Annotated in this window: 21 protein-coding genes and 1 pseudogene; 5 read left to right on the plus strand and 17 right to left on the minus strand. The window is 72.8% G+C overall.

Annotated elements, in window-relative coordinates; all coding sequences use genetic code 11:
* Positions 1–21: 21 nt before the first annotated feature.
* The 5 genes from frr to C1I95_RS21495 all read right to left on the minus strand — a co-directional run bounded on the left by frr (position 22) and on the right by C1I95_RS21495 (position 4,693).
* Positions 22–579: a ribosome recycling factor gene (gene frr / locus C1I95_RS21475; RefSeq protein WP_111215979.1), complete on the minus strand. Its 558-nt coding sequence runs from the start codon at positions 577–579 to the stop codon at positions 22–24.
* Between the two features lie 80 nt (positions 580–659).
* Positions 660–1,427 (minus strand): UMP kinase, encoded by a 768-nt coding sequence (gene pyrH / locus C1I95_RS21480; protein ID WP_111215933.1) that lies wholly within the window; start codon positions 1,425–1,427, stop codon positions 660–662.
* A 154-nt stretch (positions 1,428–1,581) separates the two neighbouring features.
* Entirely contained in the window at positions 1,582–2,409 is an 828-nt protein-coding gene (gene tsf / locus C1I95_RS21485) for a translation elongation factor Ts (protein ID WP_111215934.1), read from the minus strand.
* A 134-nt stretch (positions 2,410–2,543) separates the two neighbouring features.
* Positions 2,544–3,452: a 30S ribosomal protein S2 gene (gene rpsB / locus C1I95_RS21490; protein ID WP_111215936.1), complete on the minus strand. Its 909-nt coding sequence runs from the start codon at positions 3,450–3,452 to the stop codon at positions 2,544–2,546.
* Positions 3,453–3,781: 329 nt separating this feature from the next.
* Positions 3,782–4,693, minus strand: a complete 912-nt coding sequence (locus tag C1I95_RS21495) for a hypothetical protein (protein WP_111215938.1) — start codon at positions 4,691–4,693, stop codon at positions 3,782–3,784.
* A 210-nt stretch (positions 4,694–4,903) separates the two neighbouring features.
* Between C1I95_RS21495 and C1I95_RS21500 the strand changes: the two genes are divergently transcribed.
* The 5 genes from C1I95_RS21500 (at position 4,904) to C1I95_RS21520 (ending at position 10,242) form a co-directional block, all read left to right on the plus strand.
* On the plus strand, positions 4,904–5,263 hold the full coding sequence (locus C1I95_RS21500; protein WP_111215940.1) for a YraN family protein: 360 nt from the start codon (positions 4,904–4,906) through the stop codon (positions 5,261–5,263).
* The gene (locus C1I95_RS21505; protein WP_111215942.1) at positions 5,263–6,780 is read left to right on the plus strand and encodes a YifB family Mg chelatase-like AAA ATPase; all 1,518 of its coding nucleotides are present in this window, start codon (positions 5,263–5,265) and stop codon (positions 6,778–6,780) included. The genes C1I95_RS21500 and C1I95_RS21505 overlap by 1 nt, the downstream gene beginning before the upstream one ends.
* Entirely contained in the window at positions 6,777–7,967 is a 1,191-nt protein-coding gene (locus tag C1I95_RS21510) for a DNA-processing protein DprA (RefSeq protein WP_111215944.1), read from the plus strand. Before C1I95_RS21505 ends, C1I95_RS21510 begins: the two co-directional genes overlap by 4 nt.
* A gap of 9 nt (positions 7,968–7,976) precedes the next feature.
* Positions 7,977–8,969, plus strand: a complete 993-nt coding sequence (locus C1I95_RS21515; RefSeq protein WP_111215958.1) for a tyrosine recombinase XerC — start codon at positions 7,977–7,979, stop codon at positions 8,967–8,969.
* A gap of 91 nt (positions 8,970–9,060) precedes the next feature.
* Complete coding sequence (locus tag C1I95_RS21520) at positions 9,061–10,242, plus strand: aminotransferase class V-fold PLP-dependent enzyme (protein WP_111215960.1); 1,182 nt, start codon at positions 9,061–9,063, stop codon at positions 10,240–10,242.
* A gap of 17 nt (positions 10,243–10,259) precedes the next feature.
* Here the strand turns inward: C1I95_RS21520 and C1I95_RS21525 are convergent, their stop codons facing one another.
* From C1I95_RS21525 to C1I95_RS21580, 12 genes and pseudogenes are all read right to left on the minus strand, one after another.
* Positions 10,260–10,856 carry a murein hydrolase activator EnvC family protein gene (locus C1I95_RS21525; RefSeq protein ID WP_199523849.1) on the minus strand — a complete coding sequence of 199 codons (597 nt, stop codon included), beginning with the start codon at positions 10,854–10,856 and terminating at the stop codon, positions 10,260–10,262.
* 288 nt (positions 10,857–11,144) lie between these two features.
* Positions 11,145–11,468 (minus strand): DUF2469 domain-containing protein, encoded by a 324-nt coding sequence (locus C1I95_RS21530; protein ID WP_011905215.1) that lies wholly within the window; start codon positions 11,466–11,468, stop codon positions 11,145–11,147.
* Positions 11,465–12,277: a ribonuclease HII gene (locus tag C1I95_RS21535; RefSeq protein WP_111215963.1), complete on the minus strand. Its 813-nt coding sequence runs from the start codon at positions 12,275–12,277 to the stop codon at positions 11,465–11,467. The genes C1I95_RS21530 and C1I95_RS21535 overlap by 4 nt, the downstream gene beginning before the upstream one ends.
* Positions 12,271–12,759: an NUDIX hydrolase gene (locus C1I95_RS21540; RefSeq protein ID WP_111215984.1), complete on the minus strand. Its 489-nt coding sequence runs from the start codon at positions 12,757–12,759 to the stop codon at positions 12,271–12,273. The genes C1I95_RS21535 and C1I95_RS21540 overlap by 7 nt, the downstream gene beginning before the upstream one ends.
* A 61-nt stretch (positions 12,760–12,820) precedes the next feature.
* Positions 12,821–13,456: a signal peptidase I gene (gene lepB, locus C1I95_RS21545; protein ID WP_111215965.1), complete on the minus strand. Its 636-nt coding sequence runs from the start codon at positions 13,454–13,456 to the stop codon at positions 12,821–12,823.
* Positions 13,457–13,465: 9 nt separating this feature from the next.
* Positions 13,466–14,340 (minus strand): annotated as a pseudogene (lepB, locus tag C1I95_RS21550) (signal peptidase I).
* Positions 14,341–14,524: 184 nt separating this feature from the next.
* A complete protein-coding gene (rplS, locus tag C1I95_RS21555; protein ID WP_013732104.1) occupies positions 14,525–14,881 on the minus strand; it encodes a 50S ribosomal protein L19 in 357 nt (118 codons plus the stop codon).
* A gap of 144 nt (positions 14,882–15,025) precedes the next feature.
* Positions 15,026–15,799, minus strand: coding sequence for a tRNA (guanosine(37)-N1)-methyltransferase TrmD (gene trmD, locus C1I95_RS21560; RefSeq protein ID WP_111215968.1), 774 nt, complete (start codon positions 15,797–15,799; stop codon positions 15,026–15,028).
* A 17-nt stretch (positions 15,800–15,816) separates the two neighbouring features.
* A complete protein-coding gene (gene rimM / locus C1I95_RS21565; RefSeq protein WP_111215971.1) occupies positions 15,817–16,380 on the minus strand; it encodes a ribosome maturation factor RimM in 564 nt (187 codons plus the stop codon).
* Positions 16,380–16,640, minus strand: coding sequence for an RNA-binding protein (locus tag C1I95_RS21570; RefSeq protein WP_175440282.1), 261 nt, complete (start codon positions 16,638–16,640; stop codon positions 16,380–16,382). Before C1I95_RS21570 ends, rimM begins: the two co-directional genes overlap by 1 nt.
* On the minus strand, positions 16,615–17,079 hold the full coding sequence (rpsP, locus tag C1I95_RS21575) for a 30S ribosomal protein S16 (RefSeq protein ID WP_111215974.1): 465 nt from the start codon (positions 17,077–17,079) through the stop codon (positions 16,615–16,617). Before rpsP ends, C1I95_RS21570 begins: the two co-directional genes overlap by 26 nt.
* Positions 17,080–17,322: 243 nt before the next feature.
* A complete protein-coding gene (locus tag C1I95_RS21580) occupies positions 17,323–17,970 on the minus strand; it encodes a ribonuclease FAU-1 family protein (RefSeq protein ID WP_111215976.1) in 648 nt (215 codons plus the stop codon).
* Positions 17,971–17,991: the final 21 nt, after the last annotated feature.

Raw genomic sequence — 17,991 nt, forward strand, 5'->3', positions numbered from 1 at the left:
GGGCCGGGTGAGGGTGGAGGGTCAGACCTCCAGCAGCTCGGCTTCCTTGTGCTTGACCAACTCGTCGACGTGGGCCACGTGGCGCTGGGTGAGGTCGTCCAGTTCCTTCTCCGCGCGGCGGCCGTCGTCCTCGCCGACCTCGCCGTCCTTGACGAGCCGGTCCAGCTCTTCCTTGCCCCTGCGCCGAATGTTGCGGATGGCGACCTTGGCCTCCTCACCCTTGTGCCGGGCGACCTTGATCATGTCGCGACGGCGCTCCTCGGTCATCTGCGGGAGCAGGATGCGCAGCTGGTTGCCCTCGTTGTTCGGGTTGACCCCGAGGTCCGAGTCGCGGATCGCCTTCTCCATGGCGTTGATCTGCGAGTTGTCGTACGGCTTGATGATGGCCATCCGCGGCTCGGGGATGCCCACCGACGCCATCTGGGTCAGCGGCGTCGGGGTGCCGTAGTAGTCAATGATGATCTTAGAGAACATGGCCGGAGTGGCGCGACCGGTGCGGATGGCGCCGAACTCCTCCTTGGCGTGCTCGACCGCACGCTCCATCTTCTCCTCGGCCTCGAGGAGGGTGTCGTCGATCACCGGTCTCCTCGCCTCCTTCTTGTGCTCGTCGTGGGCTTGTCGGGTCACCGGGACCACCGAGGTCACCGTCGGCGGTCAGCTCAGGTGGTGATCAGCGTGCCGATCTTCTCGCCGCCCACCGCCCGGACGATGGTGTCGTCGCCCTGCGCGCCGAAGACCAGCATCGGCAGGCCGTTCTCCATGCAGAGGCTGAAGGCGGCCGCGTCGGCGACCCGGAGGTTGCGGCGCAGCACCTCGGAGAAGGTGATCGAGTCGAACTTGCTGGCGCTCGGGTCGATCCGCGGGTCGGCCGTGTAGACGCCGTCGACGCCGTTCTTGCTCATCAGCACCACGTCCGCGTGGATCTCCAACGCGCGCTGGGCGGCCACCGTGTCGGTGGAGAAGTAGGGCATGCCGGCCCCGGCACCGAAGATGACCACGCGGCCCTTCTCCAGGTGCCGGATCGCCCGCAGCGGAATGTACGGCTCGGCGACCTGGGCCATCGTGATGGCGCTCTGCACCCGGGTCTCGATGCCCTCCTTCTCCAGGAAGTCCTGGAGGGCGAGGCAGTTCATCACGGTGCCGAGCATGCCCATGTAGTCCGCCCGGGCCCGGTCCATGCCCCGCTTCTGCAACTCCGCGCCGCGGAAGAAGTTGCCGCCGCCGACCACCACGGAGACCTGGACGCCCCGGCGCACCACGGTGGCGATCTGCCGGGCGATGGCCTGGACGACGTCCGGGTCGACACCGATCGCGCCGCCGCCGAACACCTCGCCGGAGAGCTTCAGCACCACCCGCCGGGCCCGGCCGGGCGGCGGTGCCGTCGGATCGTCCGCCGCCAGCGTCCGGTCACTCACAACCTGCGTCATCCGCCCGTCCTTCCCCCACTGCCGCGCCCGGGTGCGCGTACCTGCCGTTGCCGACCTTATGGGACGAGGAGGCCGCGGTGCTTGTCGCGTACACCGGCGGCCTCCTCGTCTTGTCGTTGCTCAGCCCACGGGCGCGGCGCGCCCGGCAGGCGGCTCAGGCCTGGCCGACCTCGAACCGCACGAAGCGGGTGACCTCGATGCCGGCCTCCGCCAGCACCTGCTTCACCGTCTTCTTGTTGTCGGTGACCGACGACTGCTCCAGCAGGACGAAGTCCTTGAAGAAGGAGTTGACCCGACCCTCGACGATCTTCGGCAGCGCCGCCTCGGGCTTGTTCTCCTCGCGGGCGGTCTGCTCGGCGATGCGCCGCTCGGACTCGACGACCTCGGCCGGCACCTCGTCCCGGGTGAGGTACTGCGGGCGCATCGCGGCGATCTGCATGGCCGCGCCGCGCGCGTCGGCGTCGCCCGCCTCGTCGGTCTTGCCGGTGTACTGCACGAGCACGCCGACCGCCGGGGGCAGGTCCTGGGCCTTGCGGTGCAGGTAGACCGCGACGGTGCCGTCGAGCTTGACGAACCGGTTCAGCACCAGCTTCTCGCCGATCTTGGCGGACTGCTCCTGGACCACGTCGGCGACCGTACGACCGTCGATCTCGCTGGCCAGCAGCTCCTCGGCGTTGCTCACACCCGCGCGCTCGCCGTGCTCGACCAGCTGCTGGGCCAGCGCGACGAAGGCGTCGTTCTTGGCGACGAAGTCGGTCTCGCAGTTGAGCTCGAGCAGCGCCTGGCCGGAGTGGGCGATCAGGCCGTTGGCGGCGGTGCGCCCGGCCCGCTTGCCGACGTCCTTGGCGCCCTTGACGCGCAGGATCTCGACGGCCTTGTCGAAGTCGCCCTCGGCCTCGGTCAGGGCCTTCTTGCTGTCCATCATGCCGGCGCCGGTCAGGTCGCGGAGCTTCTTGACGTCCGCGGCGGTGATCTGGGACATGGCTCTCTCTTCGGTGTTGAGACTGCGATGGAATGGTCTGAGGTGCCGGTTACCCGATTCCGGGCGGTTCGTGCCCGGCCTACCCGCCGCCGGCCACCATCAGCGAAACGGACGGTGGCCGGGCGGCGGCGGGGTCACTGCCCGGAGACGGCCGCCGACTGCTCCGCCGGCTGCTCGGCCGCCGACTGCTCCGCCGGCTGCTCGGCCGCCGGCTGCTCGGCCGCCGGCTGCTCGGCCGCCGGCTGCTCGTCGGCCTTCTTCGGCTCCTCGAGCAGCTCGCGCTCCCACTCGGCCAGCGGCTCGTCGGTGGCGACGCCCGCCTCCGGCTTCTCGTCGCCGCCCCGGCGACGACCGGAACGGGCGATCAGGCCATCGGCGACGGCGGCGGCGATGACCTTGGTCAGCAGCTCGGCCGAGCGGATCGCGTCGTCGTTACCCGGGATCGGGAAGTCGACCTCGTCCGGGTCGCAGTTGGTGTCGAGCACGGCGATCACCGGGATGCCCAGCTTGCGGGCCTCGTCGACGGCGATGTGCTCCTTCTTGGTGTCGACCACCCAGATCGCGGCCGGCAGCTTCTGCATGTCCCGGAGGCCGCCCAGGGTGCGGGACAGCTTGACCTTCTCGCGGGAGAGCTGCAGGGTCTCCTTCTTGGTGTAACCGGCGGCGGTGCCGCTCAGGTCACCGAGGGCCTCCAGCTCCTTCATCCGCTGCAGCCGCTTGTACACCGTCTGGAAGTTGGTCAGCATGCCGCCGAGCCAGCGGTGGTTGACGTACGGCTGGCCGACCCGGGTCGCCTGCTCGGAGATCGCCTCCTGAGCCTGCTTCTTGGTGCCGACGAAGAGGATGCTGCCGCCCTCGGCCACCGTGTTGCGCACGTACTCGTACGCCTTCTCGATGTAGTCGAGGGTCTGGCGCAGGTCGATGATGTAGATGCCGTTACGCTCGGTGAAGATGAAGCGCTTCATCTTCGGGTTCCAGCGCCGGGTCTGGTGCCCGAAGTGAACACCACTTTCCAGCAGCTGACGCATGGTCACGACGGCCATGGTTTGTACTCCTTGTGGTCCCTGGTTGTCCCGCCCGGCCGGCGGCCGGGCGTCCTGGTGCCCGGTCGTCGGCCATGATGGGCCCGATCGGATCGGGACCAGGGAGGCCGCCGCCCCACGAGATACGTGGAGAGGGCACGCGAGGTCGACCGCACGAGGCGGTCGCCAGTCGCCCAGTGTACGCGCTCTCCCCGCCGCCCCATCTCCGGGTGCAAGGAAGGGCCCCTTCTTAACGCCTCCGGTAGAGGAAGGGGCCCCTGTTAACACCTCGGATCAGAGCACCGGCGTCGAGGGGCGGGCCCAGGACGGGCCCGCCCCTCGACGACTGCTCAGCCGGCAGCCAGCGCCGCGGCGAGGAAGAGCGCCAGCCCGACGGTCAGATACGCCGTCGGCGGTCGCAGCCAGCCCCGCGCGCCGTCGGTCAGCGAGAACCCGGTGGTGCGCAGCCCGTACAGGCCGGCCGCGAAGATCGGCAGGCCGCAGACCAGAAAAGTGCCCACCAGCGCGTCGGCGGCGGAGACCGGGTCCGCGGTCGCCCCGTGCAGCAGCACCCGCAGGGCGGGCCCCTCGAAGATCAGGACCAGCACCGCGAACAGCACGGCGAGCACCGGCCGCCGGCTCCGGTAGACCCCGTCGCCGGCCGGCAGCCCCGCCTGCGCGCCGGCCTGGTACCCGGCCTCCCCGCCGGCCTGGTAGCCGCCAGTCTCTCCGCCGACCGCCGGGTACCCGGCCTCGCCCGCCGGCAGGTCACCCCGGGGAGTCACCGGCGGCATCGGCCCGGTCGGCTGCTCCAGCGGGTTCGCCGGTTCCGTTCCCCGTTTGGCCTCGACGATCGGGTACCCGGCCAGCGGGGCGGCCCGGGTCGGGTCGCCGGCCACCGGAGCCCCACTGGTAGGCAGGATCGCCTCCCGGGCGGCTCGGCGACCGGGACGATCGGCGGGCAACTCACCGGAGACGTCCGGATCTCCCGATTCCGCCCGCCGGGCGCGCGACGCCCGGTAGCGCTCGGTCTCCACGGGGGCCTCCCCGAGCGGGTCGGCTACGCCGAAGCGGCGCGGCGAGGCGTACCGGTCGTCGTCGTCACTGCGTTGCTCGGGAGCCACCCGCGGCTCGTCGTCGCGGTAGCGCGCCTCCGCCGCGCCACCCCATTCCGGGTCGCCGTAGCCGTGGTCGCGTTCACCCGGGTACCAGCGCGACTCCTGATCATCGGCAAAGCTGCGTCGTCCGTCCACGCCCGGCACCGTATGCGACCGGCCCGCCGGACGCCATCCGCCCCCTGCGCTGGCCAGAGGGCAGAGGGGCCAATTCGACCGGGTACGGAGAGTAAGGGGCGGATTCGTCGCCTAGCACATCGAGTGCATGATCGTTTGTCCGTCCACAGCGCCTTCGGTCGTCCACAGGTCGCCCCGGCCGGGTCGCCTGGGCGGCGCGTACCGAGCAGGGTGCCGGTCATGACCAAGCGGAACCAGGCGGTGGGCGGGTACGGCGAACGGTGCGCCGTCCGGCACCTGATCGAGGCGGGCCTGCGCCCGGTCGCCCGGAACTGGCGCTGCCCTTCGGGAGAGATCGACATCATCGCCTGGGACGGGCCGGTGCTCGCCTTCTGCGAGGTGAAGACGCGCCGCAACGCGAACTTCGGCACCCCCGCCGAGGCCGTGGTGCCGCGCAAGGCACGCCGACTGCGCGGGCTCGCCGCTGCGTGGCTGGCGGCCACCGGCACCACCGCCGACGAAGTCCGCTTCGACGTCATCTCGGTCCTGCTGCCGGGCACCGGCCGGGCCCACGTCGAGCACCTCAAGGGCGCGTTCTGATGAGTTACGCCCGGGTGCTCTGCGTCGGCCTGGTCGGAGTGACCGGCCACCTGGTGGAGGTGGAGGCGGACCTCGCCCCCGGCCTGCCCGGGGTGGTCATCTCCGGGCTGCCCGACACCGCCCTGCACGAGGCCCGGGACCGGGTGCGCGCCGCGGTGGTCAACTCCGGCCAGCGGTGGCCCAACCGGCGGATCACCCTCAACCTGCTGCCGGCCACCCTGCCCAAGTTCGGCTCGGCCTTCGACCTGGCGATCGCGGTCGCGCTGCTCGGCGGCTCCGGCGAATTGCCGCTGTTGGCGCTGGAGGGGGTGGTGGTCCTTGGCGAGCTGGGCCTGGACGGGACGGTACGACCGGTCCGGGGCGTACTGCCGATGGTCGCCGCGGCGGCACAGGCCGGCGTCGAACGGGTGATCGTGCCGGCCGGCAACGCCGCCGAGGCCGCGGTCGTGCCGGGGCTGCGGGTCCGGGGTGTGGACAGCCTGCACCGGCTGGTCGGCTTCGTCCGCGACGGCGAGCCGCTGATCGAGCCACCGACGGACGTTCCGCCCCCGACCGCGCTCGGGCCCGACCTGGCCGAGGTCGCCGGGCAGGGTCTCGGCCGGCGAGCCCTGGAGGTCGCCGCTGCCGGTGGGCACCATCTGGCGCTGATCGGGCCGCCGGGCGCCGGCAAGACCATGCTCGCCGAGCGCCTGCCGTCGATCCTGCCGGCGCTGGACGACGCCGCCGCACTGGAGGTCACCGCGCTGCACTCGATCGCCGGGCTGCTGCCGGCGGGCGGCCGGCTGATCCGCCGGCCGCCGTTCCAGGCACCGCATCACACCGCAACCGTGCCCTCCATCGTCGGCGGCGGGTCCGGGCTGGCCCGGCCGGGTGCGATCTCACTCGCCCACCGTGGCGTGCTCCTGCTCGACGAGGCGCCCGAGTTCAGCAAGCCGGCGTTGGAGGCGCTGCGCCAGCCGCTGGAGCACGGCCGGGTGGTGTTGACCCGCAGCCGGGGCGGCGCCGAATACCCCGCCCGGGCCCAGCTGGTGCTGGCCGCCAATCCGTGCCCGTGCGCGAACCCGGCGGGCGACGACCGCTGCGAGTGCGCGCCGCTGACCCGCCGCCGCTACCTCGGCCGGCTCTCCGGTCCGCTGCTCGACCGGATCGACCTGCAGGTACGGCTGCCGCCGATGCGTGCGGCCGAGCTGATGGAGACGGCCGCGCACGAATCCTCGGCGGTGGTCGCCGGTCGGGTGGTCGCGGCCCGCCAGGCGGCGGCCGAACGCTGGGCGGCCCTGGGCCGGCGGCTCAACACCGAGATACCCGGCCCGGACCTGCGCCGGTCACCGTGGCGGCTACCGGCCCGGGACACCATCGACCTGCGGGGCCGGCTCGACTCCGGTTCGCTCTCCGCCCGCGGCTTCGACCGCGTCATCCGGCTCGCCTGGACGATCGCCGACCTGGACGGGCGGTCCCGCCCGGACAAGGGCGACGTCGACGAGGCCATCACGCTCAGGACGGGAGAGGGTACGTGAGCACGCACGAGGATTCGACGCTGGCCCGGGTGGCGTTGACCTGGCTGGCCGAGCCGGGCACCCGGTCGGTGCACCGCCTGGTCGACGAGCTCGGCCCGGTGGCCGCACTGGACCTGCTGCTCGACGGCGGGGCACCGCAGGAGGGGCTGCGCGACAGCGTGGCGGCGCGCAGCCGGGCCGGGGACGCGCGGGCGGTCGCCGCCGAGGCGCTGCGGCTCGCCGACCGGCTCGGTGCCCGGGTCGTCATCCCCGGTGACGACGAGTGGCCGGCCCCGGTCGAGCAGCTGCGCGACCTTCACCTGCGCCTGCCCGGTGCGCAGCGTCGGGTCGACATCGAGACCGCACCACCACTCTGCTTCTGGGTACGCGGGCCGTGGCCACTGGCCGGGGCGCTGGAGCGGTCGGTGGCGGTGGTCGGGGCGCGGGCCGCCACCCCGTACGGCATCCACGTTGCCACCGACCTGGGCTACGGCCTGGCCGACCGGGACTGGACGGTCGTCTCCGGTGGTGCGTTCGGCATCGACGCCGCCGCGCATCGCGGCGCGCTGAACGCGGGCGGCCTGACGGTCGCGGTGCTCGCCTGCGGGGTGGACCGCGCCTATCCGATGGGCAACGCGGCGCTGTTCGACCGGATCGCCGACACCGGACTGCTGGTGAGCGAGTGGCCGCCGGGGGCCGAGCCACTGCGCCCCCGGTTCCTCATCCGCAACCGGGTGATCGCGGCGGGCACCCGGGGCACCGTGCTGGTGGAGGCGGCGGCCCGCAGCGGCGCGACGCAGACCACCAGGCGGGCCATCGCACTGAACCGGCGGGCGATGGTGGTGCCCGGCCCGGTCACCTCGGCGATGTCGGTCGGTGCCCACGAGATGCTGCGCGAGCAGCCGGAGGCCCGGCTGGTGACCGGCCTCGCGCAGGTGCTGGAGGAGGTGGGCCGGATCGGCGAGCTGGCCCCGGTGCCGCGCGGCCCGGATCGGCCCGCCGACCTGCTCGACGACGATGCACGGGCGATCGTGGAGGCGATGCCCCGACGCGGCACGGTCGGCGTGGACGCCCTCGCCGCCCGGGCCGGACTGGCCGTCCGGACGGTGCTGCGCAAGCTGTCCATGCTGGAGGAACTGGCCCTGCTGGTGCGCCGCGACGACGGCTACGCCCTGGCCCGACCGCCGAACCGGGCCAACCGGTCGTAGGCTGGCTCCGTGCGGGGTACGGAGGCGAAGGGCCGGGACGCCCGCGGCACCCAGGCCGTGCACGCGGCGCTGCCGGAGCCGCTGCGGGACGCGGTGGACGAGTTCGCCCGCCACCTCGCCTCGGTCCGCAACCGGTCGGCGCACACCGTGCGGGCGTACGTCGCCGATCTGGTGTCCCTGTTGGACCACGCCCACCGGATGGGCTGCACCGAGGTGGCCGAGCTGGGGCTCGACACGGTACGCAGCTGGTTGGCCAAGCAACGGACGATGGGCGCGGCCCGGGCCTCGCTGGCCCGGCGGGCGGCGGCGGCCCGGACGTTCAGCGCCTGGGCCCACCGTGGCGGGCTGCTGCCCACCGACGTGGCCGCCACGTTGGCCAGTCCCCGCCCGCAGCGGACGCTGCCCACCGTGCTGCGCGCCGACCAGGCGGCGGTGCTCGTCGAGGCGCCGACGCGTGGTACGGCCGACACCGCCGGCCTGCCCGATCAGCCGGCCGCGGCGGCGCTGCTGCGCGACCGGGTGCTGCTCGAACTGCTCTACGGCACCGGGGTACGCGTCAGCGAGGCGTGCGGGCTCGACGTGGCCGACGTCGACCACGGCCGGCGGGTGGTCCGGGTACGCGGCAAAGGCGGGCGGGAGCGGACGGTGCCGTACGGGTTGCCGGCCCAGCGGGCCCTCGACGACTGGCTGCGGCAGGGGCGGCCGGTGCTGGTGGTGCCCGGCTCCCGCGACGCGCTGCTGCTCGGCGCCCGGGGCGGCCGTCTGCACCCGACGACCGCCCGACGGATCGTCGGCGGGTACGCCGACGCGGCCGGCCTGCCCAGGACCAGCCCGCACGCGCTGCGCCACTCGGCCGCCACCCACCTGCTCGAAGGCGGCGCGGACCTGCGAGCCGTGCAGGAGCTGCTGGGTCACTCCTCGTTGGCCAGCACACAGGTCTACACCCACGTCTCGGTCGAACGGCTCCGAGCCGCGTACCGGCAGGCCCACCCCCGCGCCTGAGCTGCCGGGCAACCGTCGGCGTGACCGCTGACCGGGTGACCGCCCGCCGAGAGCCGCCGAGGCAGGCTCGGCCGACGGTTACGATCATCGGGTGAGCGTCCCGCCGCCGCCCGAGCCGATCATGGGCGCCCGCCTGCTGTTCTCCCTCGACCCGGCGGTGAGCCACCTCAACCACGGCTCGTTCGGCGCGGTGCCGATCGTCGCCCAACGGGCCCAGCAGCGGCTGCGCGACGAGATGGAGGCCGATCCGCTGCGCTTCTTCACCCAGGGGCTGGTGGACCGGATCACGCACACCCGTCGGCACCTGGCCGGGTTCCTCGGCGCCGACCCGGACGGCACCGCCCTGACCACGAACGCCACCACCGGCGTGGCCGTGGTGCTCCAGTCACTCGGCTTGCGCCCCGGCGACGAGGTGCTCACCACCGACCACGGCTACGGCGCCGTCGAGTTCTCCGTACGTCGCGAATGCCGGCGCACCGGGGCCACCCATCGGGTCCTGCCGGTGCCGCTGGCCGCCACCGACGAGGAGGTGGTGCAGATCGTGCGGTCCGGGCTGCGGCCGGGCCGCACCCGCCTGCTCGTCGTGGACCAGCTCACCTCGGGTACGGCGCGGTTGTTCCCGGTCGCCGCCATCGTCGGGGTGGCCCGGGAACACGGTGTGTCGGTGCTGGTCGACGCCGCGCACGCACCGGGCATGCTGCCGGCGACCGTGCAGAGCATCGGGGCCGACTTCTGGGTGGGCAACCTGCACAAGTGGGGGTACGCCCCGCGCGGCACCGCCGTGCTCGTGGTGGCCCCGCCCTGGCGGACGCGGATCGAGCCGCTGGTGGTCTCGTGGGAGCAGGACGCGGGTTTCCCCGGCCAGCTGGAGTGGCAGGCGACGATGGACTACACCGCCTGGCTGAGCGCCCCGGCGGGCCTCTACACGCTGCGCAGTCTGGGCGTCGATCGGGTGCGCGCGCACAACGCGGCCCTGGCCGCGTACGGCCAGCGGGTGGTGGGGGACGCGCTCGGCGTGCCCCCGACCGGCCTGCCCGACCCCGGCGGACCCACGGTCGCCATGCGGGTGATCCCGTTGCCGGCGGGCCTCGCCACGACCATCGACGCGGCCCGGGCGCTGCGGGCCCGGATCGCCGAACGGCTCGCCGTGCAGGTGGCGGTCAACGCCTTCGACGGGCGTGGGTGGCTGCGGCTCTGCGGCCAGGTGTACAACTCGCCCGACGAGTACGAGCGGCTCGCCGTCCGGCTGCCCACGCTGCTCGCCCAACGCTGAGCGGGCCCGGCCGCGCTCTAGCCGGCACCGAGCGTGGTGATCTCGCCGAGCGGCAGCAGGCGGGCCCGGCCGAGGCCGACCAGGGCCAGCGGGTCGAGGTAGTCGGAGCCCTGGCGCAGCCCCCAGTGCAGGCACGCGTCTCCGGGACAGCCGGCGTGCCCCGGCAGCAGGCCGCCCAGCGCAGCGCCCGCCGGCACCACGGTGCCCGCCGTGACGACCGGCTGGACCGGCTCGTAGGTGGTCCGCAGCCCGTCGGCGTGTTCCACGGAGACCACCGGCCGACCGGCGACCATGCCGGCGAACAGGACCGTGCCGGCGCCGGCCGCGCGGATCGTCGCGCCCGGCAGGGCCAGCAGGTCGACCCCTCGGTGCCCGGACAGCCACGGCCGGGGCGGCGGGTCGAACCGGCGTACCGGATTCGGTGCGCCGTCCACCGGCCACCGGAACGGTCCGGCGGTGCCGGGGGCCGGTGCGCCGCCCACCGCCAACTGCCCGGCGGCGGGCGAGGGCCCGCCCGCCTGGGCCGGACCGCCAACGAAGACCAACCCGCCCCCGCCCGGCTCTGCCGGGGGACGTGACGGGCTCGTCGTCAGGGCCGGTGGCCGGCCCGGCATCGCCGGCACCGCCATCCCCGTCGACGGCAGCGTGAACAGCAGCAGGCCGCAGAGTGTCCCGCGCAGCGGCGGCATCCGGGTTCGCATGCCGCCGAGCCTGCCGGGCTGGACGCGCGCCCGCCGCCCCGAACCGCTCGGTTGTGGACGACGCAGCGCGCTGTGGACAGGCCCCACGGGAGGGGATGATCTGCTAAGGGCGGGCAGGCTCCACAGTGCACGACCGGCGATGGACGGCGCGCGGCGGGTGGGGGTCCACCGGTGCCGCCCTCCTGGGACGCGGTACGTGGATCAGCTGCCGAAGCCCGAGTCGGCGGGGAGGGAGATGTCTGGCTTCTCCAGCTCCTCGACGTTCACGTCCTTGAATGTCATCACCCGGACATTCTTCACGAAACGTGCAGGACGGTACATGTCCCAGACCCAGGCGTCGTGCATCTCGACCTCGAAGTAGACCTCGCCGTCGGAGTTGCGCACGTGCAGGTCGACCTGGTTGGCCAGGTAGAACCGGCGCTCGGTCTCCACCACGTACGAGAACTGGCGGACGATGTCGCGGTACTCCCGGTAGAGCTGGAGCTCCATCTCGGTCTCGTACTTCTCGAGATCTTCCGCGCTCATCGCACTCCGCCTTCCATGACCACATCTTCCCCCACCGGCGCCGGAGGCCGAGGCTGCTCGCCCAACGCCACGCCGACGGTACCCCCTGCGGCGCCCGAGCGCCCCATCGGCTCGTCCGGGCTTGCGCCCAACGGCCGACGCGAGCGGGCTGGGCGGTCGTCCCGACCGGAAACGGCGGCCACGTTGATGTAGGAGAACCGGTGCTCCGGGCACGGTCCGCGTTCGCGTAGCGCCGCGGTGTGCTCCGCGGTGATGTACCCCTTGTGCTCGGCGAAGCCGTAGCCGGGATGTTCGGCGTCCAGGTCCACCATGATCCGGTCCCGGGTGACCTTGGCCAGCACGCTCGCCGCCGCCACGCAGGCAGCCACCCGGTCGCCCTTCCACACCGCCAGGCCGGGCACGTCCAGGCCGTCGACGCCGAACCCGTCGGTCAGCACGTACTCCGGCCGGACGGTCAGCGAGGCCAGCGCCCGTCGCATCGCGGCCAGGTTGCACACGTGCAGCCCGCGAGCGTCGACCTCCTCGGCCGGGATGACCACCACGGCGTACGCCAGGGCCCGCGCGACGACCTCGTCGTGGATCCGCTCCCGACTGGCCGGGGTGAGCAGCTTGGAGTCGGCCAGGCCGTCGATCTCGCCACGCCGCCCCTCCGGCAGCACCGCGGCGGCGGCCACCAGAGGCCCGGCGCAGGCACCCCGGCCGGCCTCGTCGGCCCCGGCGACGTACCGGAACCCGCGCCGCTGCAGGGCCCGCTCCAGCGCGTAGAGCCCCGCCTCGCGGCGTACCACCGTGCGCGGCGGGGTCAGCATGCCGAGCCCCGGGCCGCAGCCGGGTCACCGGCCAACGCGCGGGCCAGCACCGCCGGCAGGTCCGGCGGATAGCACCGTTCGTCGGTGCTGCCCAACTCCTCCGCCGACCACCACCGGTGATCGTCGACGCTGCCCCGCTCGACATCGCTGAAGCCGGTCGTGTCGACCTCGTGCGCCGCCACCCGCACCAGGAAGAACTGCTGCTCCTGGCGGTACCACACGCCGTCGAACGAGAACTCTGTCACGTCGGTGTGGACCGGCTCGCCGACGTCCGGCACGGCCAGTCTCAACCCGGTCTCCTCCGCCAACTCCCGCGCCGCGCCCTCGGCGTACGTCTCACCCGGGTCCAGGCCACCGCCGGGGGTGAACCACCAGCGCCCGTGCTCCGGCCGGGCCGGGTCGAAGCCGCGGAACAGCAGCAACCGGCCGGCCGAATCGACCAGGAGCACGCGGGCGGCGCGCCTCGGGGTGTAGACCGTCACCGCACCAGACTGCCAGACGCCGGCGACAACGCCCACGCCCCCAACGCCACCGGCGACTCGGTCAGGGCTTGGGGATCGCCTCGAACTGCTCGGGCACGGTCAGCAGGGTCGCCCGGCTGACCGGCCAGAAGATCGTGAAGGCCCGCCCCACGACCTCCTTCTCCGGGATGGTGGCCGAGGTGATGTTCTGCCCGGACTGCTGGTAGTGCTCCAGGGAGTCGCCGGAGGCGGAGCGGTGGTCACCCATGACCCAGAGCCGACCCTCGGGCACGACGATGTCGAACTCCTGGTCCGCCGGCTTGTCCCGGTGGCCGTCCACCGAGAAGATGTACGGCTCGTCCAGCGACGTACCGTTGATCACCAGGCGGTCCTGGTCGTCGCAGCAGACCACCCGGTCACCGCCGATGCCGATCACCCGCTTGATGAAGTCCTCTCCGGAGGGGTTGCCGCTCCACTCCACCGGCGCCTTGAAGACGATCACCTCACCGCGGTGCGGTGACCGGAAGTTGTACACCAGCTTGTTGACCAGCACCCGATCGTCGATCTGGAGGGTGTTCTCCATGGACGGCGAGGGGATGAAGAAGGTCTGCAAAACGAAGGCGCGCACCAGTACCGCGACCACGATCGCCACCCCGAGGAGGATGGGAAGTTCCTTCCAGAAGGAATGGCGCGACTTGTCGGTCTGCTCGTCAATCACGGAAGGAGCCTACGTTGCCCAGCTCGGCGCCACCGTCCGGAACGCGCGAGAGCGGATAGCGCCGCCGCAACCGGGAGGAGCAGGACGACACCTCCGTCGGGCGTGGGCCGTACCGGCGGGGCGGCACCACCGGTGGCCGTGGCCGGCGGGGCGACGTTGGCGAACGTCTCGGGCACCGGCAGGGAGTGCCAGCGGCTGGACGGCCAGACCACCGCGAACGCCCGCCCCACCACGTTGTCGATCGGCACCGGGCCCTGGCAGCGGGCGTCCTGCGAGACCAGCCGGTGATCGCCGAGCACGAACATCTGGCCGGGCGGGACCACGATCTCCTCGAACCGCCGGGACCGGCACTCGTTCGGATTCGGTGGGAGGTCCAGCGGCGAGTCCCGCAGGACGTACGCCGACTCGTCCAGTGGGGTGCCGTTGACCAGCACCCTCCCCTGGTCGTCACAGCAGCTCACCCGGTCGCCGGGCAGCCCGATGACGCGCTTGATGAAGTCCTTCTCGCCGGGGCGGCTCACGCCGACCAGGTCGCCGACGGTGCGGCCGAGCTTGTCGGCAAAACCCGTCGGCGGCTCCGCGTCGACCTGCGGAACCCACTTGTCGGTGCCCCGGAAGACCACCACCTCGCCGCGCTCCGGGTCCCGCACGTTGTAGACGACCTTGTTGACCAGCACCCGGTCACCGACGAGCAGGGTGTCCTCCATCGACCCGGAGGGGATGTAGAACGCCTGGAGCAGGAAGGTGCGGATCAGCACCGCCAGGCAGAAGGCGACGATGAGCAGCAACGGCAGCTCCTGCCAGAGCGGCATCTGCGGCTTGCTCCGCCGGGAGCGTCGCCGCCACGGATCGACCGCGCCGCTGTCGTCAAGCGCCTGTACCACGCCCACTCCCCGGTCCGCAGAAACGACTACCGCCCGGAAGTCTCGTCGAGACTCCCCGGGCGGTAGTGGAGGTCACCCGCCACGGCAGGCGGGTCACCGCCCCGCTGCGCCCGTACCGACCAGGGTAGTGCGGTCTGGCCAGTACGACATACGCGCAGCCTGGGCGGCGTGGCGCAGCGCGAGGTCAGCTCGGCTGCTTCTCGCGCAGCTCCTTGATCTTGGCCTTCTTGCCCCGCAGCTCACGCAGGTAGTAGAGCTTGGCCCGGCGGACGTCACCGCGGGTCACGACCTCGATCCGGTCGATCGCCGGGCTGTTGATCGGGTAAGTCCGCTCGACACCGACACCGAAGCTGAGCTTGCGGACGGTGAAGGTCTCACGCAGGCCGTCGCCCTGGCGGCGGATAACCACGCCCTGGAAGATCTGGACCCGGGACCGGTTGCCCTCGACGACCCGGGCGTGCACCTTGACGGTGTCACCGGCACGGAAGTCGGGAAGGTCGGTGCGCTTCGACTGGGCGTCAAGGGCGTCCAGGATGTTCATCGCTGTGTCCTCGTGAGGCTCACGGCGCACCGTCACTCGGCGCGCGGATGGGTAATACTGATCACCGGATGGCGGCCGGCCGGAACCGACCCCGGTCGGGGATCCTCGCAGCCGTCCACGGCGCAGACTGCTGCGGCAACCCCTCTACTTTGCCACATCCGGTCCGGGCACCTGAAATCCGGCCCGGTCCAGCGCCGCGACGTCCCGTTTGTCCAGGCTCTCCGGGTCGAGCGCGGTGAGCATGTCCGGCCGGCGGTGGCCGGTACGGGCCAGCGCCTCGTCCCGGCGCCAGCGAGCGATCCGGCCGTGGTCGCCGGAGCGGAGCACCTCCGGCACGTCCAGCCCACGCCAGGTCGCCGGCTTGGTGTACATCGGCGCCTCCAGCAGCCCGTGCGCGTGCGACTCCTCGGTCAGCGAGCCGGCGTTGCCGAGCACCCCGGGCAGCAGCCGGGTCACCGCCTCGAGGATCACCAGCACCGCGACCTCGCCGCCGAAGAGCACGTAGTCGCCGAGGCTGACCTCGGTGACCGGCATCCGGGTCGCCGCGTGGTCGAGCACCCGCTGGTCGATCCCCTCGTACCGGCCGCAGGCGAACAGCAGGTGCGGCTCGGCGGCCAGTTCGTGCGCCAACGCCTGGGTGAACGGCACGCCGGCCGGGGACGGCACCAGCAACCGTGGCGGGGTCAGCTCGGCCGGGGCGAAGGCGTCCAACGCCTCGCCCCACGGCTCGGGCCGCATCACCATGCCGGGCCCCCCGCCGTACGGGGTGTCGTCGACGGTGCGGTGCACATCGTGGGTCCAGCTGCGCAGATCGTGTACGGCCAGCCGCAACGTGCCGTTGGCCCGGGCCTTGCCGATCAGCGACAGATCCAGCGGGGCGAAGTACTCCGGGAAGATCGACACGATGTCGACGCGCATCAGGGGTGCTCCGCAGGTCAGAGGTCGAGCAGGCCGCCGGGCGGGTCGACCACGACACGACCACCGGCGAGATCGACCTCGGGGACGATCGCCTTGACGAACGGGATCAACGCGGTACGCCCCTCCGGGCGCCGCAGCACCAGCAGGTCGGCGGCGGGGGCGTGGTCGATCCGGGCCACCTCGCCCAACCGCTCGCCGGCCGGGGTGACCACGGCCAGCCCCACCAGCTGGTGATCGTGGAACTCCTCCGGGTCCTCCGGCGGGGTGACGTCGGCGCTGTCCACCACGACCAGGGTGTTGCGCAGCGCCTCCGCGACGTCGCGGTCCAGCACCCCCTCGAAGACGACCAGCAGCCGCCCCTGGTGCCAGCGGGCCGACTCCACGGTCAACTCGTCGGGCACCTCGAAGGGCACGCCGGAGCCGGCGGGCGGGTTCGGCGCGCCGCGGGTGGTCGCCCCCGACATGGTGCGCAACACCATGCCGGGGGCGAACCGCGCTTCGGGCTCGTCGGTACGCACCTCCACGGTGACCTCACCGCGGATGCCGTGCGGCTTGCCGATCCTGCCGACGATGAGCTGCATCAGTACGAGTCGACGATGTCGACGCGCACGCCGCGCCCACCGATGGAGCCGATCACCTGGCGCAGCGCCTTGGCGGTCCGGCCGGACCGCCCGATCACGGTGCCCAGATCCTCGGGGTGCACGCGGACTTCCAGCCGCTTGCCCCGACGGGAGTCGACCATCCGGACGCGTACGTCGTCGGGGTGGTCGACGATGCCCTTGACCAGGTGCTCCAACGCCGGCCGCAGCGCCATGTCAGGCCTGCTCGCCGGAGTCCGCAGCGGCCGGCTCCTCGGCCTTCGGAGCCTCGGCCTTGGGCGCCTCGGCCTCGGTCGCCTTGGCGGCCTTCTTCGCCGGCTTGGCCGGGGCCTCGGCCAGGCCGGCGGCGGCCTTCGCCTCGGCCTCGTAGGCGGCCTTGCGGTCGGCCCGCTCGGCGGCGACCTTCAGCGGCGGCGGGGCCGGCAGGCCCTTGAACTTCTGCCAGTCACCGGTCAGCTCCAGCAGCCGCTGCACCGCCTCGCTCGGCTGGGCGCCGACGGACAGCCAGTACTGGACCCGCTCCGACTTGACCTCGATCACCGAAGGGTCCTCCTTCGGCTGGTAGATCCCGACGAACTCGATCGCCCGGCCGTCGCGCTTGGTGCGCGAGTCGGCGACGACGATGCGGTACTGCGGGTTGCGGATCTTGCCCATCCGCAGGAGCCGGATCTTTACGGCCACGGTTGTTTCGCTCCTGTTGCGATCTCACCGGCCCAACATGGGCGGTGTGCATGGGTGAGCGCCAACCGGCACAGTGGGGTTGAGCCGGAGACCGCTCGGGTGGACTGGCGACGCGCCCGGGTTAGAGGGCGCCGGACACGCGCCGGATACCAGCCAGCCATTCTGCCAGATCCGCCCCGGATCTCTCACACCGGACCGGCCCGAGTCACCCGTCGCGTCCCGAACGTGACCGAAGACACAGGCTCAGCGGGCCGGCGGTCGGTCCCAGCCGTCGGGCAGCCGCTCGGGCGCGACCCACTGCGCCGGCGGGGTGAAATCGCACCAGGTGCCGTCGAACGGGAACACGCCGGCCTCGGCGACCGCGATCACCCGCTTCCCCTCGGCCCGTACTGCCGCCTCGTCGGCCACCCAGTAGTGCTCCGGGAAGGCCAGCCGCTCGACGAACTCCCCCTCGTCCTTCCACTCCCAGCTGCGGTCCGGGCGGACCAGCACGTCGAGATCCTGGTCCACCATGTCGACGCCGGCCAGCCCGCCGTCGTCCCAGCGGACGCCGGGCTCCTCCAGGTTGACGTACCAGCCGACGAAGCGTCCGTGCGCGTCGCGGAACCACCAGACGGAGTGCGCCGCGCCGGCGGGCAGGAATTTCAACAGCGGCGGACCGTTCCACCGGCCCTGCGCGAGCCGATACGTCGAGGTGATCCACTCGGTGAACGGCACCGCGCGCATGCCCAGCCCGGCCTCGGTCACCTCGCTGGCCACCGGCGACCCCTCGGCGACCCAGAGCAGCAGACCCCGCTCGTCGTCGCTGATCACCCGGGCGGGCCGGACCCACCCGATCCGCCCCCGTCGCACGTTGCGGTGCATGACCAACCGGCCCGGCTCGAACCTCACGCCCCGACCCTACCGGCCACC

Origin of the sequence: Micromonospora craterilacus, from assembly GCF_003236315.1 — a bacterium.
GTDB lineage: Bacteria > Actinomycetota > Actinomycetes > Mycobacteriales > Micromonosporaceae > Micromonospora > Micromonospora craterilacus.